At 64.0% G+C, this 22110-nt stretch carries 18 protein-coding genes; 10 read left to right on the forward strand and 8 right to left on the reverse strand.

The window, feature by feature from the left end; genetic code table 11:
- Complete coding sequence (locus ACI7M0_RS10915) at positions 1–2088, forward strand: bifunctional diguanylate cyclase/phosphodiesterase (RefSeq protein ID WP_104961483.1); 2088 nt, start codon at positions 1–3, stop codon at positions 2086–2088.
- 81 nt (positions 2089–2169) lie between these two features.
- On the opposite strand, the gene ACI7M0_RS10920 is transcribed toward ACI7M0_RS10915, so the two are convergent.
- Together ACI7M0_RS10920 and ACI7M0_RS10925 are read right to left on the reverse strand one after the other, a co-directional pair.
- Positions 2170–2430: a DUF1652 domain-containing protein gene (locus ACI7M0_RS10920; RefSeq protein WP_003247746.1), complete on the reverse strand. Its 261-nt coding sequence runs from the start codon at positions 2428–2430 to the stop codon at positions 2170–2172.
- A gap of 274 nt (positions 2431–2704) precedes the next feature.
- Positions 2705–3352 (reverse strand): DUF1345 domain-containing protein, encoded by a 648-nt coding sequence (locus tag ACI7M0_RS10925; RefSeq protein WP_129933188.1) that lies wholly within the window; start codon positions 3350–3352, stop codon positions 2705–2707.
- Between the two features lie 173 nt (positions 3353–3525).
- On the opposite strand from ACI7M0_RS10925, the gene pgm reads away from it, so the two are divergent.
- The 4 genes from pgm to ACI7M0_RS10945 all read left to right on the forward strand — a co-directional run bounded on the left by pgm (position 3526) and on the right by ACI7M0_RS10945 (position 9168).
- Complete coding sequence (gene pgm, locus ACI7M0_RS10930) at positions 3526–5163, forward strand: phosphoglucomutase (alpha-D-glucose-1,6-bisphosphate-dependent) (protein ID WP_129933186.1); 1638 nt, start codon at positions 3526–3528, stop codon at positions 5161–5163.
- A gap of 78 nt (positions 5164–5241) precedes the next feature.
- Entirely contained in the window at positions 5242–5754 is a 513-nt protein-coding gene (locus ACI7M0_RS10935) for a sigma-70 family RNA polymerase sigma factor (protein WP_129933184.1), read from the forward strand.
- A complete protein-coding gene (locus tag ACI7M0_RS10940; protein ID WP_129933182.1) occupies positions 5751–6695 on the forward strand; it encodes a DUF4880 domain-containing protein in 945 nt (314 codons plus the stop codon). The genes ACI7M0_RS10935 and ACI7M0_RS10940 overlap by 4 nt, the downstream gene beginning before the upstream one ends.
- Positions 6696–6762: 67 nt before the next feature.
- Entirely contained in the window at positions 6763–9168 is a 2406-nt protein-coding gene (locus ACI7M0_RS10945) for a TonB-dependent receptor (protein ID WP_129933180.1), read from the forward strand.
- 80 nt (positions 9169–9248) lie between these two features.
- On the opposite strand, the gene ACI7M0_RS10950 is transcribed toward ACI7M0_RS10945, so the two are convergent.
- On the reverse strand, positions 9249–10187 hold the full coding sequence (locus tag ACI7M0_RS10950; protein WP_121161574.1) for a LysR family transcriptional regulator: 939 nt from the start codon (positions 10185–10187) through the stop codon (positions 9249–9251).
- A gap of 148 nt (positions 10188–10335) precedes the next feature.
- Here ACI7M0_RS10950 and ACI7M0_RS10955 point away from each other — a divergent pair, with 148 nt between their 5' ends.
- Entirely contained in the window at positions 10336–11163 is an 828-nt protein-coding gene (locus ACI7M0_RS10955) for an amidohydrolase (RefSeq protein WP_129933178.1), read from the forward strand.
- A gap of 285 nt (positions 11164–11448) precedes the next feature.
- On the opposite strand, the gene ACI7M0_RS10960 is transcribed toward ACI7M0_RS10955, so the two are convergent.
- Positions 11449–11865, reverse strand: coding sequence for a RidA family protein (locus tag ACI7M0_RS10960; protein ID WP_014590706.1), 417 nt, complete (start codon positions 11863–11865; stop codon positions 11449–11451).
- A complete protein-coding gene (locus ACI7M0_RS10965; RefSeq protein WP_129933176.1) occupies positions 11865–13184 on the reverse strand; it encodes an NAD(P)/FAD-dependent oxidoreductase in 1320 nt (439 codons plus the stop codon). Before ACI7M0_RS10965 ends, ACI7M0_RS10960 begins: the two co-directional genes overlap by 1 nt.
- Before the next feature lie 317 nt (positions 13185–13501).
- Between ACI7M0_RS10965 and ACI7M0_RS10970 the strand changes: the two genes are divergently transcribed.
- Together ACI7M0_RS10970 and argE are read left to right on the forward strand one after the other, a co-directional pair.
- On the forward strand, positions 13502–14179 hold the full coding sequence (locus ACI7M0_RS10970; RefSeq protein WP_010954425.1) for a DUF1028 domain-containing protein: 678 nt from the start codon (positions 13502–13504) through the stop codon (positions 14177–14179).
- Positions 14172–15332, forward strand: a complete 1161-nt coding sequence (gene argE, locus ACI7M0_RS10975) for an acetylornithine deacetylase (RefSeq protein ID WP_129933174.1) — start codon at positions 14172–14174, stop codon at positions 15330–15332. Before ACI7M0_RS10970 ends, argE begins: the two co-directional genes overlap by 8 nt.
- 42 nt (positions 15333–15374) lie before the next feature.
- Here argE and ACI7M0_RS10980 read toward each other — a convergent pair whose 3' ends face one another.
- The 3 genes from ACI7M0_RS10980 to ACI7M0_RS10990 form a co-directional block, all read right to left on the reverse strand.
- Entirely contained in the window at positions 15375–16643 is a 1269-nt protein-coding gene (locus ACI7M0_RS10980) for a carbohydrate porin (protein WP_129933173.1), read from the reverse strand.
- Between the two features lie 100 nt (positions 16644–16743).
- Positions 16744–19161: a glucose/quinate/shikimate family membrane-bound PQQ-dependent dehydrogenase gene (locus ACI7M0_RS10985; RefSeq protein ID WP_129933171.1), complete on the reverse strand. Its 2418-nt coding sequence runs from the start codon at positions 19159–19161 to the stop codon at positions 16744–16746.
- Positions 19162–19423: 262 nt separating this feature from the next.
- The gene (locus ACI7M0_RS10990; RefSeq protein ID WP_129933169.1) at positions 19424–19774 is read right to left on the reverse strand and encodes a cupin; all 351 of its coding nucleotides are present in this window, start codon (positions 19772–19774) and stop codon (positions 19424–19426) included.
- Positions 19775–19891: 117 nt separating this feature from the next.
- Here ACI7M0_RS10990 and ACI7M0_RS10995 point away from each other — a divergent pair, with 117 nt between their 5' ends.
- Together ACI7M0_RS10995 and ACI7M0_RS11000 are read left to right on the forward strand one after the other, a co-directional pair.
- Positions 19892–20797: a LysR family transcriptional regulator gene (locus tag ACI7M0_RS10995; protein ID WP_104962872.1), complete on the forward strand. Its 906-nt coding sequence runs from the start codon at positions 19892–19894 to the stop codon at positions 20795–20797.
- 106 nt (positions 20798–20903) lie between these two features.
- Positions 20904–22103, forward strand: coding sequence for an MFS transporter (locus ACI7M0_RS11000; RefSeq protein WP_129971887.1), 1200 nt, complete (start codon positions 20904–20906; stop codon positions 22101–22103).
- The last annotated feature ends 7 nt before the right edge of the window (positions 22104–22110 follow it).

Genomic DNA, 22110 nt, shown 5'->3' on the forward strand with positions numbered 1-22110 from the left:
ATGCTGACCGGTAGCTACTCCTCTTCGCTGGTGTTGATTTCGCTGTGCGTGGCGATCCTGGCATCCTATACCGCCCTTGACCTGACCGGCCGCATCGCCACGGCCAAGGGCCGCGCTGCCTGCCTGTGGATGGGCGGTGGTGCGTTGGCCATGGGCATCGGCGTGTGGTCGATGCACTTCATTGGCATGCTTGCCTTCAGCTTGCCCATCGACTTGGGGTACGACCTGGCCCTGACCGCGTTCTCGCTGCTGATCGCTGTGCTGTCCTCGGGCTTTGCCTTGTGGCTGGTCAGCCAGCCGAGCCTGCCAGCGCTGCAGTTGGGGTTCGGCGCGCTGATCATGGGCGCCGGTATCGCTTGCATGCACTACACCGGCATGGCCGCGCTGCGCATGCTGCCTGGCATCGATTACGACCCGACGTTGTTCGGCGCTTCGCTGCTGATTGCCGTAGGCGCCTCGGCGGCGGCATTGTGGATTGCCTTCCGCCTGCGCAAACACACCCCCTATGTACGGCAGATCCGCGGCCTGGCGGCGGTGGTCATGGGCGTTGCCATCGTTGGCATGCATTACACCGGCATGGCCGCGGCGAACTTCCCCGAGGGCAGCTTCTGCGGCGCGCTGGGGGGCGGATTGCAGGGTGACAGCCTGGTTTACCTGGTGCTGATCACCACGCTGGCAGTACTGGCAGTGGCTTTGCTGACTTCGGTGCTGGACGCGCGTCTCGAGGCACGTACTGCTGAGTTGGCCCGTTCGCTGACCTTGGCCAACCAGGAACTGACCCAACTGGCCCTGCACGACACCCTCACCGATCTGCCCAACCGTACCCTGCTGGCGGACCGCATCGAACAGGCCATCGCCAAAGTGGCGGAGCAGGGCGGCTGTTTTGCCCTGATGTTCATTGATCTGGACGGCTTCAAACCCGTCAACGATGCCTTTGGCCATCATATCGGTGACCTTCTGCTCAAAGCGGTAGCGGCCCGCCTGCGCGGCCACCTGCACAGCCAGGACACGCTGGCTCGGATTGGCGGCGACGAATTCGTGCTGCTGGTGGAACTGCAGGAGCCGAACGATGCCATGGACGTGGCGGTCAAGCAGGTCAACCTGGTGTCCCGGCCTTTCCGCGTCGCCGAGCACGACCTGCAACTGTCGGCCAGCCTGGGCATCGTCCTGTATCCGGGCAACGGCCAGGACCAGCATGAGCTGCTGCGTAACGCCGACGCTGCCATGTACCATGCCAAGAGCGCCGGCAAGAACGGTTACAGCTTCTTCGATGTGTCGATGAACAGCAATGCGCGCCAGCAGTTGCAGCTGTTGCAGGACTTGCGCCTGGCGCTGGAGCAGCGCCAGTTCCGCTTGCATTACCAGCCCAAGTTCGACGCCCAGGCCTGCCAGCCGATCGGTGCCGAAGCGTTGCTGCGCTGGGAGCACCCGCAGCAGGGCCTGCTGCTGCCTGACCGCTTCATCGGCCTGGCGGAAAAGACCGGGCTGATCATCCCCATTGGTGAGTGGGTACTCACTGAGGCCTGCCGTCAGATGCGTCAGTGGCTGGACCAGGGGCATCATGGCTGGCGCATGGCGGTGAACCTGTCGGCCATCCAGTTCTGCCATGCCGGTCTGGTCGACAGCGTGGCCCGCGCCCTGCAGCAGAACGGCTTGCCAGCCAACTGCCTGACACTGGAAATTACCGAAACCACCGCCATGCACGATGCCGACGCCAGCCTGACCGTGCTGCAGCGCCTGTCCGACATGGGCGTGGACTTGTCCATCGATGACTTTGGTACGGGCTATTCCAGCCTGATGTACCTCAAACGCCTGCCAGCCAACGAGCTGAAAATCGACCGCGGCTTCGTACGTGATCTGGAGCAGGACAGTGACGATGCAGCGATTGTTTCGGCAATCGTCGCACTGGGCCAGGCGTTGGGCCTGCGTATCGTTGCCGAGGGGGTTGAAACCGACAAGCAGCAGGACTTCCTGACCCGTCTGGGATGTGATTCGTTGCAGGGCTACCTGCTGGGCCAGCCCGTGCCGGCCGAGCAGTTCATGAGCAAGTTGCAGGCCATGGGCCCGGAACTCACTGCTGCGGGCTAGGCGCTGTATGAAAAGCCTTGATACTCGGTAAGGCTGTTTTCAACGCAGCATGAACAAGTATCAAGGCTTTTCGTACAGAGCCTAGACTGCATCGCGCAAGGTAAAGGCGGGTATGAAGGCATCCATTTCCGCCTCGACGGCCTCGATGATGCGCTCTACATCGGCGGCGGCCATGATCGCTGCACAGGGGATACCCGCAATCGCCAGCAGGGTTTCACCGCTGGCGCGGTCGAACAGCCGAGCGACCATGCTGCGCGGCGCATCCATGCTGGCCTCGAAACCTAACGGATGGAAATGCCAGCGCATCACCTGGCAGGCGTTGGGGAACGTCATCTTGTTCATGCCAGCCTCCTTGTCCGTACCTGGACGTGATGAGCGGGTGGCCACATCGATGCGGCCGCCGGGAAACTAAAGATAGCACCTGCTAGGCGCAATTTTCGGTTGCAAGTACGACAAATGTGCGAATGCTTGACACTGGTCACACCCTTGTCATGGGCGCAGTGTGACGGCTGGCGGCATGGCAAACGTTTTCCCGGCCGAAAGGTGCCAGGTAATCATCGGGTTTGGTGACTTTCGCGGACGTTCGACACGCAGGTTTTTCAGACGAGCGGCCGGGTTAACCCAGCAACCCGGCGGCGATGTTGATAGTGAACCCCAGAATCGCCGTATTGAACACGAAGCCCACCAGCGAATGCGCCAGCACCACCCGCCGCAACCCACGCCCGGCGACGCCCACGTCTGAGGTTTGCACCGCCACGTTGATGGTGAACGAGAAGTAGTGGAAGTCCCAGTAATCCGGGTTGCGCTCGCCATCAGCGAAGCGCAGTGGGGGTTCGTGGTTTTGCCCGGTATAGAACAGGCGGGCGTAGTGCAGGGTGAATATGCAGCCGATCAGCAGCCAGGAACCGGCGACGGTCAGGCCGGTGTAGAGATAGTGCACGGCCAGGGCCGTGCCTTGCAGGCCGCGGCTGGAGACCAGTTGCAGGGTGACCGCGGCAAGGCTGGCGATGGCGGCGATGCACACGGTCAGCAGGACCAGGCCTGCGTTCTCGTCTTCGACGCCGGCGACCTTGCGGACCTTTTCCGGGCTGGCTGTCCAGCTCAGGTAGAGCACCAGCAGCAGGTACAGCCACACCCCCAGGTTCCAGCCAGCGAGGATGTGCTGCACGGTATCACCGGCGGGGATCAGCCAGGCGCCAGCGAGGCCGACTGCAGCGGCGATGCTCAGGCGAGGGTGGGTGCGGGTCAGGCGATGGAAAGCCATGGAGCCTCGTTCACAAGGGGTATGGCTTGTACTCTAGACCGTCATAGGGTTGGGCGGGATGCGCAATACCCTGCAGGGCCTGGGGTTTCTTTGATGCCCCCATCGCACGGCATTGCAACTCTCAGTACACTGCACGTTCCAACACCAACATCCGTTGAACTCGAGGTTTTTGCATGACGCTCAGTCCTTTGGCAGGCAAGCCGGCTCCGGCCAGCGTGCTGGTCGATATTCCCCGGCTGCTTACCGCCTATTACACGGGCCGCCCAGACGCTGCCGTGGCGGCCCAGCGCGTGGCCTTCGGCACCTCGGGGCACCGGGGCAGTTCGCTTGAATTGAGTTTCAACGAGTATCACGTCCTGGCCATTAGCCAGGCGATCTGCCTGTACCGCCAGGAAAAAGGCATCGATGGCCCGCTGTTCATCGGCGCCGATACCCACGCCCTGTCAGCGCCGGCGACCGCCAGCGCCCTGGAAGTGCTGGCCGCCAACGGCGTGCAGGTGATGCTGTCCAAGGATGACGAATTCACGCCTACGCCGGCGGTTTCCCACGCCATCCTCTGCCACAACCGTGGCCGCACGCAGGGCCTGGCTGACGGTATCGTCATCACCCCGTCGCACAACCCGCCGCAAAGCGGTGGCTTCAAGTACAACCCGCCCAACGGCGGCCCGGCCGACAGCGACGTGACCAAGTGGATCGAGGGCAAGGCCAACGAGCTGCTGGCGGCGAACCTGGCGGGCGTCAAGCGCATGGACCATGCCCAGGCGCTGCAGGCGCCGACCACCCACCGCCACGATTACGTCAGCAACTATGTGGCCGACCTGGAAAACGTCATCGATTTCGATGTCATCCGTGGCGCCGGGTTGCGCCTGGGCGTCGACCCGCTGGGCGGGGCAGGGGTACGCTACTGGTCGGCAATTGCCAAGCACTACCAGCTGGACCTGGAAGTGGTGAACACCGAGGTCGACCCGACCTTCCGCTTCATGACCGTCGACTGGGATGGTCAGATCCGCATGGACCCTTCCTCGCCGTATGCCATGCAGGGCCTGATAGGCCTGCGCGAGCGCTTTGACGTGGCCTTCGCCTGCGACCCGGACCACGACCGCCACGGCATCGTCACCCCTGACGGCCTGCTGCAACCCAACAACTACCTCGCCGTGGCCATCGACTACCTGTTCCGCCACCGCCCGCAGTGGCGCAGTGACGCCGCCGTGGGCAAGACCGTGGTCTCCAGCGGCCTGATCGACCGCGTTACCCAACGGCTGGGCCGCGATCTGTATGAGGTGCCGGTGGGCTTCAAGTTCTTCGCCCAGGGCTTGTTCGACGGTTCGCTCGGTTTTGGTGGCGAAGAAAGTGCAGGGGCTTCGTTCCTGCGCCGCGATGGCTCGGTGTGGGCCACCGACAAGGACGGCTTGATCCCGGCCTTGCTGGCCGCCGAAATGACCGCCCGTACCGGGCGTAACCCGAGCCAGGCTTATGCCGACCTGACCGAGGCGCTGGGCAAGCCGTTCGCCACCCGTGTCGAGGCCAAGGCCGATGCGCGGCAGAAGGCGTTGCTGAGCAAGCTGGCGCCGGAGCAGGTGAAGTCGACAGAACTGGCCGGTGAGCCGATCGTGCAGATCCTCAGCCACGCCCCAGGCAATGGCCAGGCGATTGGCGGGCTTAAGGTGATGACTGCCAATGGCTGGTTCGCCGCGCGCCCGTCGGGTACTGAAGACATCTACAAGATCTACGCCGAAAGCTTCATCGACGAGGCGCATTTGCAGCGTCTGGTGCAGGAAGCACAAGTGCTGGTCGATGAAGCCATTGCCTGACCGGTAACAAACCGCTTGGTTCTGTGGTGTGATGTAAATTAGAATTAATCTTATTTACTCCGCCGCAGGACCCTTCTCATGATCGACGCCGCGCCGCCACCGGAGCCTGGCCTGCCTGCCCTGTACCGGGAGCATCGCGGCTGGCTTGAAGCCTGGCTGCGCCGGCGTATGGGCAATGCCTGGGATGCCGCCGACCTCAGCCAGGATACTTTTCTGCGCATTCTGGCCAGCGCCCAGCCGCTGGCAGACATACGCGAACCGCGTGCCTACCTGCTGACCGTGGGCAAGCGTTTGCTCAGCAACTTCCACCAGCGACGTAGCCTGGAGCAGGCCTACCTTGATGCCTTGGCGCAGTTGCCCGAGCAACTCGTGCCGTCGCCAGAACAGCGCTGGGTACTGCTCGAAACCCTGCAAGCGCTGGATGAATTGCTCGACGGCCTCAAGCCGGCGATACGCAAGGCCTTTCTCTGGAGCCAGCTGGAAGGCTTGGGCTACGCCGAGATTGGCCAGCGCCTGGGCGTCTGCCAGCGCTCGGTGAAACGCTACATGGCGCAGGCTTACGAACATTGCCTGTTGGCCGAGTTGCAATGAGCCCGCACACCCCAGAAACCCGCGAGGCGCTGCGTGCTGCAGCCCGTTGGCTGGCATTGCTGGATTCTGGCGACGCAAGCGAATCTGACCTGCAGCGTCTGGCGCAATGGCGCGCCAGCAGTCACCTACACGAAGACGCCTGGCAAAAGGCATCACTGCTGCGAGCGCGATTTGCCGGGTTGCCCGGCGCATTGGCGATGGCCGCCCTGGATCGTCCGGATGCCGGTCGTCGGGCTCTGCTCAAACAAGCCCTGGGTGTGTCGGCGTTGTTGCCGGTGGCCTGGCTGGTGAGCCGTGAGCTGCCGCTGGATGCCTGGACCGCCGACATGCGCACCGCAGTCGGAGAGCGCAGGCAGGCACTGCTGAGCGACGGCACCTTGTTGCAGTTGAACACCGACAGTGCGGTCGATATTGAGCTGGGTGCGGGCCGCGTGGCACTGCTGCGCGGTGAAGTGGCCGTCAGCGTGCCCGCTAACCTGAGCCTTACCTTGCAGGTGCCTTACGGTCGGGTGGTGCTCAGTGAGGGCGAGGCGTGCCTGCGCCTGCTTGATGAGGCCTGCCGGGTGTCGGCGATCAAGGGGGGGGGCAGCCTGCAGCCGTTGCGTGGTCCAGCCGTGATGCTACAGGCCGGCCAACAGGCCAGTTTGCAGGCGGCTGGCGTTGGCCCTGTCAAAGCCCTCGACGCATGGCAACTGGGCTGGCGCGAAGGCGCGCTAAGGCTGGACGACCGCCCGCTGGGCGAGTTGCTGCACGAACTGCGCAGGTATCGCCCCGGCGTACTGCGCTGGGCACCAGAACTGGAGCGCTTGCGTGTTACCGGCACGTTCCGCCTTGACGACACCGACCGGGTGTTGGCCCTGCTCGCCGCCAGCCTACCGTTGCAAGTGCAGACCCGCACGCGTTATTGGGTGAGCCTGACTGCACGAGAAAATCGAGCATGAGGCTGTCCCCTTTTTTTCACTCGCCGGTCATTACCGGTAGGAGAAAATAAAAGGGGAGCCTTGTTCAATGCCTGCAGTAAAATCCTGCCGCCTGCGCCCACTGGCGCGCGCAGCACATCCATTGTTCGCGATGAGCCTGCTGTTGTGTGCACCTGCCTGGGCCGATGAGCCGGCCCGGCGTACGTTCCAGGTGGCGCCAGCCAGCCTGGGTGCCGCCTTGACCCATTTCGCCGACCAGGCCGGTGTCAGCCTTTCGCTGGACCCGGCATTGGTAGAGGGCCGGCAAAGTAACGGCTTGTCCGGTCGTTACAGTGTCGATGAAGGCTTCAGTCAGTTGCTGCGCAGTAGCGGCCTGCAGGCGCTGCCGGTGGGTGAGGGGGCCTTTACCCTGATGCCAGCCCCCCAGGCCAGTGGCGCGCTGGAAATCGCCCCCACCAGCATCGTCGGCGGCCTGGCCGCAGGCAACGAAGCGCAGCCGTATGCCGGTGGCCAAGTGGCACGCCAGGGCGCGCAAGGCTTGCTCGGTTCGCGCGACTTCATGGAAACCCCGTTCAGCATCACCAGCTACACCAGCGAACTGGTCAAGAACCAGCAGGCGCGCACCTTGGGCGAGCTGATTGCCAGTGACCCTTCGGTGCGTGCTACCAACCCGGCGGGCGGGCGTTTCGAGCAGTTCACCATTCGCGGCTTCAGCCTGTTCAACAGTGATGTGGCCTACAACGGTCTCTATGGCATCTTGCCGACGTATTCGATCGACATGGAAATGGCCGACCGGGTCGACATCATCAAAGGCCCCAGCCAGTTGATCAACGGCATATCGCCGCGTGGCAGCGTGGGCGGCGGTATCAACGTGCAGCCCAAGCGAGCCGCTGACAAGCCGATCACCGAATTCACCGGCAGCTACGCCTCGGCCGGCCAGGCTGGCGGCGCAGTGGACATCGGCCGTCGCTTTGGTGAAGGCCAGCAGTTCGGCGTGCGCTTCAATGGCGTGAAGCAGGCCGGTGATACTGAATGGGACCACCAGCGCGTCGACCGCGAAATGGCGGTGCTGGGCCTGGATTTTCGAGGCGAGCGCCTGCGTCTCTCGGCAGACCTTGGCCACACCGAACGCGACACTGACGCCCCGCAGGAGCGTGTGCTGGTCGGTGCCAATGCCAAGGTGCCCAATGCCAATGACGTACGCCACAACTACGCCCAGGCCTGGAGCAAGGCGCGTACCAACGATACCTTCGGTGCGCTGAACGCCGAGTACGATATCAGCGAATCGCTGCTGGCCTATGGTGCGGTCGGTGCGCGCAAGAGCAACCATGACTTCCTGCGCCATAACGTGTCGATCACCAACGATGCCGGCGACTTTACCGTGCAGCCGCGTGACTTTACCCGGGACGAGTCGGTGCGCACCGCCATGGCCGGTTTACGTCACTGGTTCCATACCGGGCCGGTGAGCCACGAGCTGAACCTGGCCGCCAGCTATTACTACATGGACTTCACCAACGGCGGGGCGCGCTATGCCTCGGCGCCGAGCAACCTCTACAACCCGGTGGCCGCACCGACACCCGGTACGCCAACCCGCCTCGACCCCGAGGTCTACACGGAAAACCGCTTCTCCGGCGTGGCCCTGGCCGACACCCTTGGCTTTTTTGACGACCGCCTGCTGTTGACCCTGGGGGCGCGCTGGCAACGGGTGCAGGTGGATGACTGGAGCGACGGCGTCAAAGGCGAAACGGGCTATGACGAAGAAAAGGTCTCGCCTTCTGGGGGCGTATTGCTCAAGGTCACCGACCAGCTCTCGTTGTACGCCAACTACATGGAGGGCCTGAGCCAAGGCAAGATCGCCCCATCGACCTCGATCAACGAAGACCAGATCTTCCCGCCGTTCACCAGCCGCCAGGTCGAGGTGGGGGCCAAGTACGACCTCGGCCAGGTGGCCTTTACTGCCAGCGCCTTCCGCATTCGCCAGCCGGCCTACGAGACCAACCCCACCTCGCGGGTGTTCGGCCCCAATGGCAAGCGTGACAACCGCGGCATCGAGCTGAGTGTGTTCGGTGAACCGGTGCAGGGCGTGCGGGTGTTGGGTGGGGTGATGTATATCGACAGCGAGCTGACCGACACCGTCGGCGGTGCCTACGATGGCAACCGCGCGCCGGCCACGCCCGAATACAACGTCAATCTGGGGGCTGAATGGGACGTGCCAGGGGTGAACGGCCTGACCTTCACAGCGCGCGGCATTCACTCAAGTTCCCAGTACCTGGACCAGAACAACAGCAAGCGCATCGACGGCTGGGAGCGTTATGACCTGGGGGCACGTTATGCCTTCAAGGTGGACGCCACCGAGGTTACCTTGCGGGCCAGTGTCGAGAATGTGCTCGATGATCGCTACTGGAGCTCGGCGGGGGCGTCGGATGACAGTGAGCCGGGGTTGACCCTGTCTACGCCGCGGACCTATCTGCTCTCGGCCACGGTCGGCTTTTAAACCGAACCCTTGTATACCTACCCAGCGGGAGCGGGTGCGATCGGGAATCAGGCGACTCGGTGGGGCGGTTGCGTAGATGATCAGCCCGGCGCAAGCGCCCGCCCCAGCTTCTGCGCCTGCCCCTGCAACACCCGCATCAACTGCAGCGCCGCATGCGAGGGCGGCTCGAAGCGCGAATAGACGAAGCTGATATCGAAGTGAATGTCATCGGCCAACGGCACCACCGCCAGCCCGCTGTCCTGTGCAACGAACTCGTCGATCACGCTGATGCCCATGCCTTGCTTGACCAACGCCACAGCCTCGTTGGCATTGGTGAACGACAACAGTGATTTCAGCTGTAGCCCGCGGCGCCCGATGTGTTCGGCCAACAGCTTGCCAAACGGCATGTCGGGCCGGAACAGCAGCAACGCATGGCCCTCCAGCTGCTGCAAGGTCAGCGCGGGCTGACCGGCCAAAGGGTGACCCGGCGGCATCACCACCACCATGCGTCCACGCATGAACGCTTGCGAATGCAGGTGGTCGTGCACCACCGGCAGGGCGGCGATCGACAGGTCGACCTTCTTCGACAGGATCTGATTGGGCATTTCGCCCATCAACGAGGTTTGCCACTCGATATTCAGTGACGGTGATTCACGCTTGAGCTGGGCCAGGGCCATCGGGATCACCACCGTGGACAACGATGCACTGCACGAGATACGCAACTTGCGCTGGCCGCCAGCGCCCAGCGCGAGGGCGCATTCGTTGACCTGCAACGCTGCCTGGTACACCCGCTCAACCTCGCGAAACAGCACCTGCGCTTCGGCCGTCGGCACCAGGCGGTTGTTGACGCGCTCGAACAGCGGGTAGGCCAGGCGCGCTTCGATGTACTGGATCAGCTTGCTCACCGCCGGCTGCGACACATACAGCAATTTGGCCGCTGCGCTGATCGAGCCCGTCAGCATCACCGCCCTGAACACTTCCATGTGCCGCAGCTTGAACACCATGGGGCTTGCGTCTGCGCCTTCGTTGCCAAGCAGCATGTGTATTACCTTCGGTTATGGTTTTCGCCATCTGGGTAAGAGCGTCAAAGCCGGCCATACAGTATCGTGAACCCCAGCCTAACCGCCCTTGCGGCGCACAATAACAAGATCTGCAGACAAGCGCAGTGGCGTTTGACGGGAGTGCTGCGTGAACATATTTGACGAAGCGAAGATCGATTGCCATAACCATTTGTTTGACCCTGCCCGTTTCCCCTATCACCCCGACGCACCCTATGCGCCCTCCGGTCAGGAGGTCGCCACCCAGGCGCAGTTCACCCGGGTGATGGACGCTTACGGCGTGCAACATGCCTTGCTGGTGGGCCCCAACAGCGGCTACCACACCGACAACCGCTGCCTGCTGCATGCCTTGGCCAGCGGGCAGGGGCGGTTCAAGGGGGTGGCGGTGGTCAAGGCGGACATCAACCTCGATGCGCTGGCGGCCTTGCAGGCGCAAGGCGTGGTGGGTATCGCATTCAACCCCGCGCTGTACGGGGTAGCCAGCCTAAAGGGCGTTGACGGGCTGTTCGGCAAGCTCGCCGAGCTTGGCCTGTTCGCCCAGCTGCAGGTGTGTGACGACCAGTTGCTGGACCTGCACGGCCTGCTGCAAGGCTCGCAGGCTCGTCTGTTGATTGACCATTGCGGCCGCCCGGATGTCGCTGCCGGTGTGCAGCAAGCCGGCTTCCAGGCGTTGCTGCGGCTGGCCGACAGTGGCCGCGCCTGCGTGAAGCTGTCAGGCATGCAGAAGTTTGCCGCAGCGGATGCCTTGTTCGAACAAAGCAGTGCATACGTGCAGGCCCTGCTCGAAGCCTTTGGCGCCCAAGCCTGTGTGTGGGGTTCGGACTGGCCGTTCATTCGCCAGCCCGCGCGGGTGGACTACGGCCCGCTGCTGAAGCTGGCCGAGCGCCTGATGCCGGATGCCCGGCTGCGCCGCACAGTGATGTGGGACACCCCTCGGCGATTGTTCGGGTTTGCCTAGCCGGTGGCCTGCGTGGCATCGGCCTGGCGACAGCCTTTACCACGGGTTTTGTGTTCGGCCTCGGCGGAGGGAGGGCGGCCTATTGAATGGACAGGACTTGGCACACCTGACGGCGTTGGAGCTGGCGCCGGGTAGCCAGCCGCGCGCGAAATGCGGGCGACGTGTCAGCGTGGAAGTGTCGTCCGTTGGCGTGCCCGCACCTCAGCGCTTGCACGCTGCGGCACGGGCAACCCAGGCGTGGCTGGACGGCAGGTGGCAGTGACCACCCGCCGTTCAGGCCTGCGATCATTGCTGATCGGGCACCACGGCGATCACGTCGATCTCCATCAGCCACTCGGCCTGGGCCAACCCGGCCACCACCAACCCGGTGGAAATCGGGAACACGCCCTTGAGCCACTTGCCCACCTCCTTGTACACCGGCTCGCGGAAGCGCGGGTCGGTGATGTAGGTGGTGGTCTTGACGATGTGCGACAGGTCCGAGCCGGCTTCTTCAAGCAGTTGCTTGACGTTCTTCATCGCCTGTTCGGTTTGTGCGCGCGGGTCACCCAGGCCCACCAGCTTGCCTTCGAAGTCGGTACCGACCTGGCCGCGCACGTAGATGGTATTGCCCGCCCGCACGGCCTGGCACAAGTCGTTGTCCAGGGTCTGGTTGGGGTAGGTTTCCTTGGTGTTGAACATGCGGATGCGAGTATGGGTAGGCATCAGTGGGCTCCGAGGGTGCTGACATTGCTGATCTTGGCGGTTTGCTGCTCATCCGCTGCGCGTTGCTCGCGGTCGCGGTAGGCGGTGTAGGTACGTTGCGTGGCGATGTGGCCGGCGACGTGCTTGGCGTCGTGCCACACCCCCCAGATGAACGATGAACCACGGCGCGACAACCACGGCAGGCCGAGGAAGTACACGCCCGGTTCACGGGCCACACCACGCTGGTGCTGGGGCTTGCCGTTGGCATCGAAGGTGTCTACCTGCAGCCAGCTGAAATCCACGCCGTAACCGGTGGCCCAGATGATGCTGCTGACGCCGGCCTTGGCCAGGTCCAGCTGCTGCAGCGGGTTGCGCATGCACTCCGGGTCGGCCAGGCGCTGGCGGGCTTCGGGCTCTTGCGGCAGGTCCAGGCCGTTGCGTTCGATGTAGGCATCGGCCGCATCCAGCAGGGCCAGGTAGTTTTCGTCTCCGCGGTTGATGTTCTCGACCAGGTTGTCCTGGAAGTGCGCGACGCCGTTTTCGAACGACTGGGTCAGGCCGACCAGGGTCATGCCTTGGTGGGCGAGGGCACGGAAGTCCACGGTGTGGCCACCACGGGCGCCGCTGACCGCGATGGTCACATGCTCGCGACCGGGCTTGGCAATTTCCGCGTCCCACTCGCCCAGCACGCCCAGCCACCAGCAGAAGTCGCGGTTGCGGTAGGCACGCGGCGGGCGGTCGTGGGCGCCGACCGACAGGTACACCTGGCGTCCGGCGCGCATCAGCTCTTCGGCAATCTGCACGCCGGAAGAGCCGGCACCGACCACCAGTACCGCGCCTTCAGGCAACTGCTCTGGGTTGAAGTAAGCGGCGGAATGAATCTGGTGCAGGTTGCTGTCTTTCGGCGCGATGGCCGGGATCACCGGTTTCTGGAACGGGCCGGTGGCAGCGACTACGCGGTTGGCGCGAATCACGCCTTCACTGGTGTCGATGGTGAAGCCAGGGCGGTCGCTGTTACGCACCACGCGCTTCACTTCAATGCCGGTGCGCACGGGCAGGTTGTACTTGCGTACGTACTGCTCGAAGTAGTCGGCCACCTGGTCCTTGCCGGCGAATGCATCGGCGTCGAGGTTGAATTCCAGCCCCGGGAAGCGGTCGTGCCAGGCCGGGCCGTTGGCGACCAGCGAGTCCCAGCGGCCGGTACGCCAGGCCTGTGCGATGCGGTTGCGCTCCAGTACCAGGTGCGGCACACCAAGCTTGCTCAGGTGTTCGCTCATGGCCACGCCGGCCTGGCCGGCGCCGACGACGAGGGTGTCGATTTCGAGGTTGTTCAGTGTCATGTCCGAGCCCTTGTTCAGGCGGTTATTGTCAGGTCGGTTTGGAGGACCGCCGTTGCCTGGAGCCAGACTAGGGATGCCGTGGAAATGGCGAAAATAGTATTTAGCTGGTGCTTGCCGATAAAACGGCGAAGGCCTTGATTTCTCTGGCCTGTGGGGCAGGTTGGCCGGGTGGGTGACGTGGTTTTTCGAGCGGGTGCGAAGGGCGGGCCCCTGAGCATAGTTTTTTCCTGCCTACCCCCTCGGAAAAAGGTCGTTTCGCCCGCCCGAAGGTTCCACTCAGAATGCCGTGTATCGCACAGCACAACAGGAACCATGACATGACGTTCTCCATCATTGGTCGTTGCCAGGAAACCGGCCAGGTCGGTATTGCCATCAGCTCGTCGAGCATCGCCGTGGGTGCCCGTTGCCCCTGGGTGCGTGCCGGTGTGGGCGCAGTCTCGACCCAGAACATCACCCTGCCGGCGCTGGGCCCGCAGATTCTCGATGCCCTGGAGCATGGCCAGTTGCCGCCCGCCGCTGCGCTGGACAGGGTGCTCAGTGCCAATGGCTGGAGTGAGTACCGCCAGGTCACGGTGATCGACAGCCACGGCCAGGTGGCCCTGTTCACCGGGCGGGAAGCACTGGGCACACACCATGCAATGGCCGGTGAACAATGCGCGGCGGCTGGCAACCTGCTGTCCTCGACCCAGGTGATCGAAGCCATGGTGCTGGCCTTCGAGCAGGCCGGCGGCCACCTGGCCGACCGCCTGCTGGCAGCCATGCACGCGGCGATGGCCGCGGGTGGCGAAGCCGGGCCCGTGCACTCGGCGGCGCTGAAGATTGCTGGCGAGCTGACCTGGCCGCTGGTGGACCTGCGCGTCGATTGGGCCGACAGCGACCCGATCGGTGTGCTCGATGGCCTGTGGCAAGCCTATCGCCCGCAGATGCAGGATTACGTCACCCGCGCCCTCAACCCGACCGCCGCGCCAAGCTATGGGGTGCCGGGCGATGAGTGAATTTGCCAGTCGCGCGCTGCTGGCCCGGCTGATTGGCTTTGCCACGGTGAGCCGCGACTCCAACCTGGCGCTGATCGGTTTTATCCGTGATTACCTGGCCGAGCTGGGGGTGGAATGCGAGCTGTTCCATAACCCGGAGGGCACCAAGGCCAACCTGTTCGCCACTGTCGGCCCCAGGGATGTTGGCGGTGTGGTGCTGTCTGGGCATACCGATGTGGTGCCGGTGGATGGCCAGGCCTGGACGGTCGAGCCGTTTGCCCTGAGTGAGCGTGACGGCCGCCTGTATGGCCGCGGCACGGCCGACATGAAAGGCTTTATCGCCTCGGTGCTGGCTGCTGTGCCCGCGTTTCTCGCGCAGCCGTTGCGCATGCCGGTACACCTGGCGTTTTCCTACGACGAAGAAGTCGGTTGCCTGGGCGTGCGCTCGATGCTGGCTGCCCTCGAAAAGCGCCCGTGTAAACCACGGCTGTGCCTGATCGGTGAACCCACCGAACTCAAACCGGTACTGGGGCACAAGGGCAAGCTGGCAATGCGTTGCCAGGTACAGGGCGCAGCGTGCCATTCGGCGTACGCGCCGTATGGGGTGAACGCCATCGAGTATGCGGCGAAACTGATTGGCAAGTTGGGTGACATCGGCGATGCCCTGGCACAGCCGGCTCATCATGACGAGCGCTTCGATCCGCCGTTCTCCACGGTGCAGACCGGCGTGATCAAAGGGGGCAGGGCGCTGAACATCGTGCCGGACGAGTGCGAGTTCGATTTCGAAGTGCGCGCGCTCCCAGGGTTCGAGGCTCAGGCGGTCGCCGACCAGTTGCAAACCTATGCTGAAGCCGAGTTGCTGCCGCGTATGCGCAAGGTCAATACCGCCAGCGCCATTCGCCTGGCGCCGCTGAGTGCCTATCCGGGGCTGGCGACACCGGAAGACAGCGAGGCTGCGCGGTTGGTGGCGCTCCTCAGCGGTTCGGATACGTTCGGCACGGTAGCGTTTGGTACCGAAGGTGGCTTGTTCGACCAGGCGGGCATCCCCACCGTGGTGTGCGGCCCTGGCAGCATGGACCAGGGCCACAAGCCGGATGAGTTTGTCAGTGTCGAGCAGTTGCGCGGCTGTGATGCCATGCTGCTGAGGCTGGTGGACTACCTCAAACAGGCTTGAGGGTTGCGCCGGCGGATGGGGCCGCAGTGCGGCCCCGGCGGTTCAGAAGGTCGCCTTGACCTGCAGGCCGACCACGAGTGCGTTGTCGATGTCTTTGCCCGAGAACGCCCCAGGCTCGATGATGTATTGCACATCAGGGCGCAGGTTCAGCCATGGCGTGGCCTGGTAGCCGTAGCTCAGTTCGATCAACTGTTCGGCGCTGTCGATGTCCGGGAACTGCTGGCCCGCGTTGAACGCGGCATCTTCCAGCACATCGCGGCTACGCGGGTTGGGTACGGCGCGGCCGTAACCCAGTGCCACGGTATCCTTCGGGCGGCCTTCGAACGGCTTGTACAGCACCACGCCGGCGCCATACCACTTGGTGAACGGCGAAGCGGCCTTGCTCGACGCCGAGTACTGGCCGAAGGCGTGCAGACTTCGGCCTGGGGAGGCCTGGTCGTTCCACACCGCCTGGTCGACCAGCAGGTAATGGCCACCCCGGCCGGACACTTCATCATCGCTGCCGATGCGTTTCACATCAGAGCTGTCGTAGTAGTAGCCAAGCTTGTACTCGCCTGGCAGTTCACCCTGCAGCTTGTATACCAGTTCTACCGGAACCACGGTGCCGGTGGTGTGCTTGGGCCCCAGGTGCCAGGCGCGGCTGGAGTTGCCGTTGCTTTCAGGATCGACGTTGAACGCTGCCACGCGCAACTGCCAGGCAGGTGACAGGTCGTACTTCACGCGCACGCCGAGGTGGGCGTTGGGGTAATTGGTCCAGCCACTGCCGCCGGACATGTTCAGCGGGTGGCCGCAGAAGCCGGCGTTCATGAAGTTGCACAGGATGCCGCTGTCCAGGCCGCCGAGGTCGTTGCCCATGGCCATGTAGCCCAGCTTGACGTTGAGCGCCGGGGTGAACAGCGTGCGCTCGTAGCTCAGCTCGGTCAGGCGGGTGTACAGGCCACCGTAGTTTTCCTGGATTGGCAGGCGGTTGCCTACCAGGTCTTCCGAGGCGCTGTTGCCGCGGCGGTCGTTGATGGTCAGCTGGACCTTGCCGCCGTTGTCCAGGCCGTACAGTTTCGACAGGTCGAACTGCACGCCCAGCTTGACGTTCTGCGAATAGCGCGCCGAACGGTGCAGGCCACCGTGGGCGTTGTAGGCGGTTTCACCGCTGTAGTCGCCGGTGATCTTGACGCCGTCTTCTTCGAGTTGATGGCGCAGGCCGCCCCAGTCACCGGTCAGGGTGCTGCGGGTCATGAGGTCGTCGTTGGCAAGGGCGGTGGTGCTGGCCAGGGCCAGCAGCAGGGTGGGGGTGATGCGAATTGCGGATGGCATTACAGAATCTCGGATTGTCTTTGAGGGGCATTCGCGGGCAAGCCCGCTCCTACAGGGGCCTTGTAGGAGCGGGCTTGCCCGCGAAGCAGGCGACGCGGTCTTACGGCAGAGCGTAAGAAATCACATAGTCGCCGCGGTCAGTCGACTGGCGGGCGCCGCCAGCGGTGATCACCACGTACTGCTTGCCGGTCTTCGGCGAGACGTAGGTCATCGGGCCGCCCTGGCTGCCCACGGGCAGGCGAGCCTTCCAGATTTCGTTACCGTTGCTGCTGTCGTAGGCACGCAGGTAGAAGTCCTGGGTACCGGCGATGAACACCAGGCCGCCCTGGGTCGACAGGGTGCCGCCAAGGGTTGGCAGGCCGATCTTGATCGGCAGGTGCATGCGGATGCCGAGCGGGCCGGTGTCTTCAACGGTGCCTACCGGCACCTGCCAGGCCACCTGGCGGGTCTTCATGTCGATGGCGGTCAGGGTGCCGAACGGCGGTGCCTGGCATGGAATGCCGGCGACCGACAGGAAGCGGTTCTTGTTCACGGCATACGGGGTGCCCTTGAGCGGTACCGCGCCCATGCCAGTGTTCAGTGCTTCGCCACCGGAAGCCGCGCCACCTTTGTTCTGCGACGGGATCATCTGGATCCACAGGCCCAGACGCATGTCGTTGACGAAGATGAAGCCATGTACCGGGTCGGTAGAAATGCTGCCCCAGTTCATGCCACCCAGCGAACCCGGGAAGCTCAGCGACAGGTCGGTACCCGGCGCGGTGTACAGGCCGTCGTAGCGCATCTTCTTGAAGTCGATGCGGCACAGCAACTGGTCATACGGGGTGGCGCCCCACATGTCCGATTCGGTCAGGGTCTGCGCGCCGATCTGCGGCATGCCCACCGACTTGGGCTGGGTTGGGGAGTACGGCTCGTTCGGGATGTTGCTTGGCTTGACCGGTACTTCGTCGACCTGGGTCAGCGGCTTGCCAGTGGCGCGGTCGAGCACGTAGATCTGCCCGGCCTTGGTGCCGATCACCACCGCAGGTACCGACTTGCCGTCGTCCTTGGTGAAGTCGATCAGGCTTGGCTGCATGGGCAGGTCGAAGTCCCAGAGGTCGTTGTGCACGGTCTGGAACACCCATTTCTGGTTGCCGGTGGTGGCGTCCAGGGCCAGCACCGAAGCGCCGTAAGTGTGGTCCAGTTTGCTGCGCTCAACGCCGTAGATGTCGGTGGAGGACGAGCCCATCGGCAGGAACACGGTGTTCATTGCCGGGTCGTAGGACATCGGTGCCCAGCTGTTCGGGGTGCTGCGCACGTAGGTCTTGTCGCCCTGCGGAGCCTGGCGATCTTCCGGGTTGCCCGGGTCGAAGGCCCAGCGCATTTCACCGGTGATCACGTCAAAACCACGGATCACGCCGCCTGGCATGTCGGTCTGGACGTTGTCGGCAACACGGCCGCCGACCACCACGGTGGTGCCGGCCATCAGCGGTGCCGAGGACAGCTGGTAGTAGGAGTCCGGGACATCACCCAGGCCTGCCTTGAGGTCGACCTGGCCGTTGTTGCCGAAGCCCTGGCAGAACTCGCCGGTGTCGGCGTCGACGGCAATCAGGCGGCCGTCGATGGTGTTGGTCAGCAGGCGACGCTGGCAGTTGGCACCGGCCGCTACGCTAACGCCGGTGATCGGCGAGCTGTTCGGCTGGGTTGGCTGGGCGATGGCGGCAGTGGCGTCGAAGTAGGCCATGCCACGGCAACGCTGCCAGACCTTGGACTGGGCGTTGATTTCGTTTTTCCACAGCTCTTTGCCGGTGTCGGCGTCGAGTGCGATCAGGTTGTTGTGCGGGGTGCAGATGAACACCTTGCTGCCGATCTGCAGCGGGGTGAGCTGGTCTTCGGCACCGTTGCCGTCGCTGATTGCAACGTCGCCGGTTTGGTAGGTCCAGGCCACTTTCAGCTTGTCGACGTTGTCCCGGTTGATCTGGTCAAGCGCGGCGAAGCGGCTGCCACCTTCGGTGTTGCCGTAGTGGGCCCAGTCTTTCTGTTCCTTGCCGGTTTCGACCGGGGTCATGCCCGGGCCTTTGCCGGTGGGGGCGACGCTTGGGTGGGCAACGAACATGTTGCCGACAGCGATCACCAGTACCACGGCCATTACCCCGGCTACGCCGTACGCACCGCGCCCGGCGCTGGCGCCGTTGGCACGCGCCAGCAGCGGGTAGACCAGCGCCACGACCATGCCGATTGCGCCAAACATGAACAGGCGCGAGAACAGCGGCCAGAACACCAGGCCCGCATCGATCAGTGCCCAGATGGCAGTACCGACCAGGAACACGGCATACAGCCAGGCGCCCGCCTTCTTGCGGCGAGCAATGAGGACACCGGCGATGGCCATGGCCAAGCCGCCGATCAGGAAGTACCAGGAACCGCCCAGACCGGCGAGCTTGACGCCGCCAGCAGCGAGGAGGAGGCCGAGCAGGGCGATGATCACGCCCAGGCCGACCAGGATGAAGTTTGTGGCGCCAGAGGCGCGCGGTGTTTCTTTCATGCCAGGGATCTCAGCAGGTGGAATGCGCGCAGTTTAAGCCCTTAGCTTGCTAATTAACAAGTTGGTACATAATTGAGCGAGGCTGATTGTCGCAGGGCTGAACTTACGAAGATGTGGCCAAAAGTATAGATAAGGTGCTGAAAAACGCATTGAACGAGGCGTTTATGACGCCTCTTCGATTTGTGTTCATGCTTTGGTCGTAAGCCCAACCTTGCACGGCGACGGGACAACTGCGCCTTGTGCACGGGCCGGCATGGCCCCTTCAGGCCGGCCATGGGGTGCTGCTGCTATAGAACACCGCGAGCCAGATGGTGGCCGTGCCGGGCGCGGTCCATTCCACGCGGTGGCGGTCGTGCGGGGGGATGTCCAGACAATCGCCCGGCGCCAGCAGGCGGGTGTGGTGCTCGTGCTCGAAACGCAGGGCGGCAGCACCACTGATCAACATGATCCACTCGCCTTCGGCCTGGTCGTACCAGAAGCCGGGTGGGCTGGCCTGCCCACTGGAGACGATACGCTCCACGCGGATGCCCGGGCGGCTGAGCAGTTCGTCGACACGTTCGGCGCTGGTGGGGTCGCAGGGCGGCAGGGCGGTCAGCAGGTTGTTCAGGGTCATGGTAAGCCTCCTTGGAAATGGGTGGATTCCACTATGGACGCAATCGCCTTGGCGCGCGCGGCTTGACCCGCCCGGCTGTTTGTAAGAACTTTCCGAGTTTTGGAAGACGGGCTGAACATGGACAAGCTGCTGGCGATGAAAATGTTCGTGGCCACTGTCGATGCCCAAGGCTTTTCTGCTGCCGCGCGCAGGCTAGGGCTGGCGACATCGTCGGTGACACGTCTGGTCGATGCGCTGGAAGCGTCGCTGGGCGCCACCTTGCTCAACCGCTCGACGCGCCAGGTCAGCCTGACCGAGGCCGGCGCCCGTTACTACCAGCGCGCACGGGGCATTTTTGAAGCACTGGACGAGGCGGATGCCAGCATCGCCGATCGCGGCGAGGAGCCTGTGGGTGTACTGCGCCTGAGCCTGCCAGTGGAGTTCGGCCGGCGGGTCATCGCCCCGCACCTGGGGCCATTCCTGGCGCAGCACCCGGCGCTGGAACTGGACATCGACCTAAGTGACCGCCTGGACGACTTGCTTGACGGGCGCTATGACCTGTCGATTCGCCTGGGTGACCCCTCGCCCAATGACGAATTGGTGTGCCGCCGGCTCGGCCGTTTTCAGCGTTGGCTGGTGGCCAGCCCGGCTTACCTGGCCGGGCGTGAGCCACTGCAGCATCCCCGGGAGTTGCTTGACCATGCCTGCCTGCGCTTTCGCTATGGGCAGAAAGCGCGCCCCTGGCGCCTGACCTGTGGCCAGGACAGCCTGGAACTGGACGTAAGTGGGCCATTGCGCAGCGCCAATGCCGACATGTTGCGTGAAACGGCGCTGGCAGGCAGTGGTATCGCACTGCTGGCCGACTGGCTGGTACGCGAGGATGTGTTGGCAGGGCGCCTGCAGCGGGTATTCCCCGACTGGCAGGCCAGTCCTGGCGCAGCCAATAGCAGCATCAACGCCCTGTATATGCCCAACCACCGGGGCTCACGGCGGGTAAACGCATTCATCGACTTTTGCGAAGATTTGCTCATACACGGTCACTAGTGTTGCGCAGTGCGCAAAGCCGCATTGCGCCACCGCCGGATTCTCGGCGCTGACGTCCATGGGTAAGGTGGCCGGCATATACCCAACCCTTGTCGAGGAACTTCGCATGAACCCCTCCCTTGCGACAGCGCAACCGGCAGCCGCCAGCCTGAGCCGGGCTCTGGTAGTGCTGCTGGCGTTCTGCTGCGGCGCGATCGTCGCCAACATCTACTACGCCCAGCCCATCGTCGGGCTGATCGCCCCGGACCTGGGGCTGTCCACCGAGCATGCCAGCCTGATCGTTTCCCTCACTCAGTTGGGCTATGCCCTGGGCCTGTTATTGCTGGTACCGCTGGCCGACCTGCTGGAAAACCGCCGCCTGATGGTGGCCACCGCGGTCCTGGCCTGCGTCAGCCTGCTGCTGGCGGGCACCAGCAGCAGTGGCCAGGGTCAGCTGTTCCTGGGTTACGCACTGCTGATCGGCTTCAGTTCGGTGTCGGTGCAGATGCTCATCCCGCTGGCGGCGCACCTGGCGCTGGAGCAGCAGCGTGGACGTGTGGTCGGTAACATCATGGGCGGCTTGCTGCTGGGCATCCTGCTGGCGCGACCGCTGTCGAGCCTGGTGGCCGACCACTTCGGCTGGCGTGCGGTGTTCATTGGCGCCGCCGGGGTAATGCTGGCGATCATCCTGTTGCTGTCATTGACCTTGCCGCAGCGGCGGCCCGAGCACAAAGCCAGCTATGCCGGGCTGATGCTGTCGCTGCTCACACTGCTGCGTCGTTATCCGCTGTTGCGCCAGCGTTCGTTGTACCAGGCATTGATGTTTGCAGCGTTCAGCCTTTACTGGACGGCGGTGCCGATGGCGCTTGCCGGGGAGCATGGCCTGTCACAAAGCCAGATCGCCGTGTTCGCCCTTGTCGGCGCGGTGGGTGCCGTTGCTGCGCCCATGGCCGGCCGCCTGGCCGATGCCGGGCATGCCCGGGCCGGCTCGCTGCTGGCGCTGTTGCTGGCGCCGGCGGCCTTGTTGCTGGGGCTGACAGTGCCGGGTTACAGCGTGATCGGCCTGGGCCTTACCGGCGTGTTGCTGGACTTTGCGGTGCAGATGAACATGGTCATCGGCCAGCGTGAAGTGTACGCACTGGACCCGGCCAGCCGCGGGCGGCTGAATGCGGTGTACATGACCAGCATCTTCCTCGGCGGGGCGCTGGGGTCGGCGGTGGCCAGTGCGCTGTTCAGCCAGTTTGGCTGGCATGGCGTGGCACTGGTGGGGGCGGGGTTGCCGGGTGTGGCGCTGGTTGTGTTTCTACTCAAAGCACGCCGGGGTTGAACCGTTA

Source organism: Pseudomonas sp. 10(2024), assembly GCF_045164175.1.
Classification (GTDB): domain Bacteria; phylum Pseudomonadota; class Gammaproteobacteria; order Pseudomonadales; family Pseudomonadaceae; genus Aquipseudomonas; species Aquipseudomonas alloputida.

Excerpts from the sequence above, each read along its gene's own strand:
- ACI7M0_RS10915 (WP_104961483.1), top strand. The coding sequence starts at position 1 with ATGCTGACCGGTAGCTACTCCTCTTCGCTGGTGTTGATTTCGCTGTGC.
- ACI7M0_RS10920 (WP_003247746.1), bottom strand. The coding sequence starts at position 2,430 with ATGAACAAGATGACGTTCCCCAACGCCTGCCAGGTGATGCGCTGGCAT.
- ACI7M0_RS10925 (WP_129933188.1), bottom strand. The coding sequence starts at position 3,352 with ATGGCTTTCCATCGCCTGACCCGCACCCACCCTCGCCTGAGCATCGCC.
- pgm (WP_129933186.1), top strand. The coding sequence starts at position 3,526 with ATGACGCTCAGTCCTTTGGCAGGCAAGCCGGCTCCGGCCAGCGTGCTG.
- ACI7M0_RS10935 (WP_129933184.1), top strand. The coding sequence starts at position 5,242 with ATGATCGACGCCGCGCCGCCACCGGAGCCTGGCCTGCCTGCCCTGTAC.
- ACI7M0_RS10940 (WP_129933182.1), top strand. The coding sequence starts at position 5,751 with ATGAGCCCGCACACCCCAGAAACCCGCGAGGCGCTGCGTGCTGCAGCC.
- ACI7M0_RS10945 (WP_129933180.1), top strand. The coding sequence starts at position 6,763 with ATGCCTGCAGTAAAATCCTGCCGCCTGCGCCCACTGGCGCGCGCAGCA.
- ACI7M0_RS10950 (WP_121161574.1), bottom strand. The coding sequence starts at position 10,187 with ATGCTGCTTGGCAACGAAGGCGCAGACGCAAGCCCCATGGTGTTCAAG.
- ACI7M0_RS10960 (WP_014590706.1), bottom strand. The coding sequence starts at position 11,865 with ATGCCTACCCATACTCGCATCCGCATGTTCAACACCAAGGAAACCTAC.
- ACI7M0_RS10965 (WP_129933176.1), bottom strand. The coding sequence starts at position 13,184 with ATGACACTGAACAACCTCGAAATCGACACCCTCGTCGTCGGCGCCGGC.
- ACI7M0_RS10970 (WP_010954425.1), top strand. The coding sequence starts at position 13,502 with ATGACGTTCTCCATCATTGGTCGTTGCCAGGAAACCGGCCAGGTCGGT.
- argE (WP_129933174.1), top strand. The coding sequence starts at position 14,172 with ATGAGTGAATTTGCCAGTCGCGCGCTGCTGGCCCGGCTGATTGGCTTT.
- ACI7M0_RS10980 (WP_129933173.1), bottom strand. The coding sequence starts at position 16,643 with ATGCCATCCGCAATTCGCATCACCCCCACCCTGCTGCTGGCCCTGGCC.
- ACI7M0_RS10985 (WP_129933171.1), bottom strand. The coding sequence starts at position 19,161 with ATGAAAGAAACACCGCGCGCCTCTGGCGCCACAAACTTCATCCTGGTC.
- ACI7M0_RS10990 (WP_129933169.1), bottom strand. The coding sequence starts at position 19,774 with ATGACCCTGAACAACCTGCTGACCGCCCTGCCGCCCTGCGACCCCACC.
- ACI7M0_RS10995 (WP_104962872.1), top strand. The coding sequence starts at position 19,892 with ATGGACAAGCTGCTGGCGATGAAAATGTTCGTGGCCACTGTCGATGCC.
- ACI7M0_RS11000 (WP_129971887.1), top strand. The coding sequence starts at position 20,904 with ATGAACCCCTCCCTTGCGACAGCGCAACCGGCAGCCGCCAGCCTGAGC.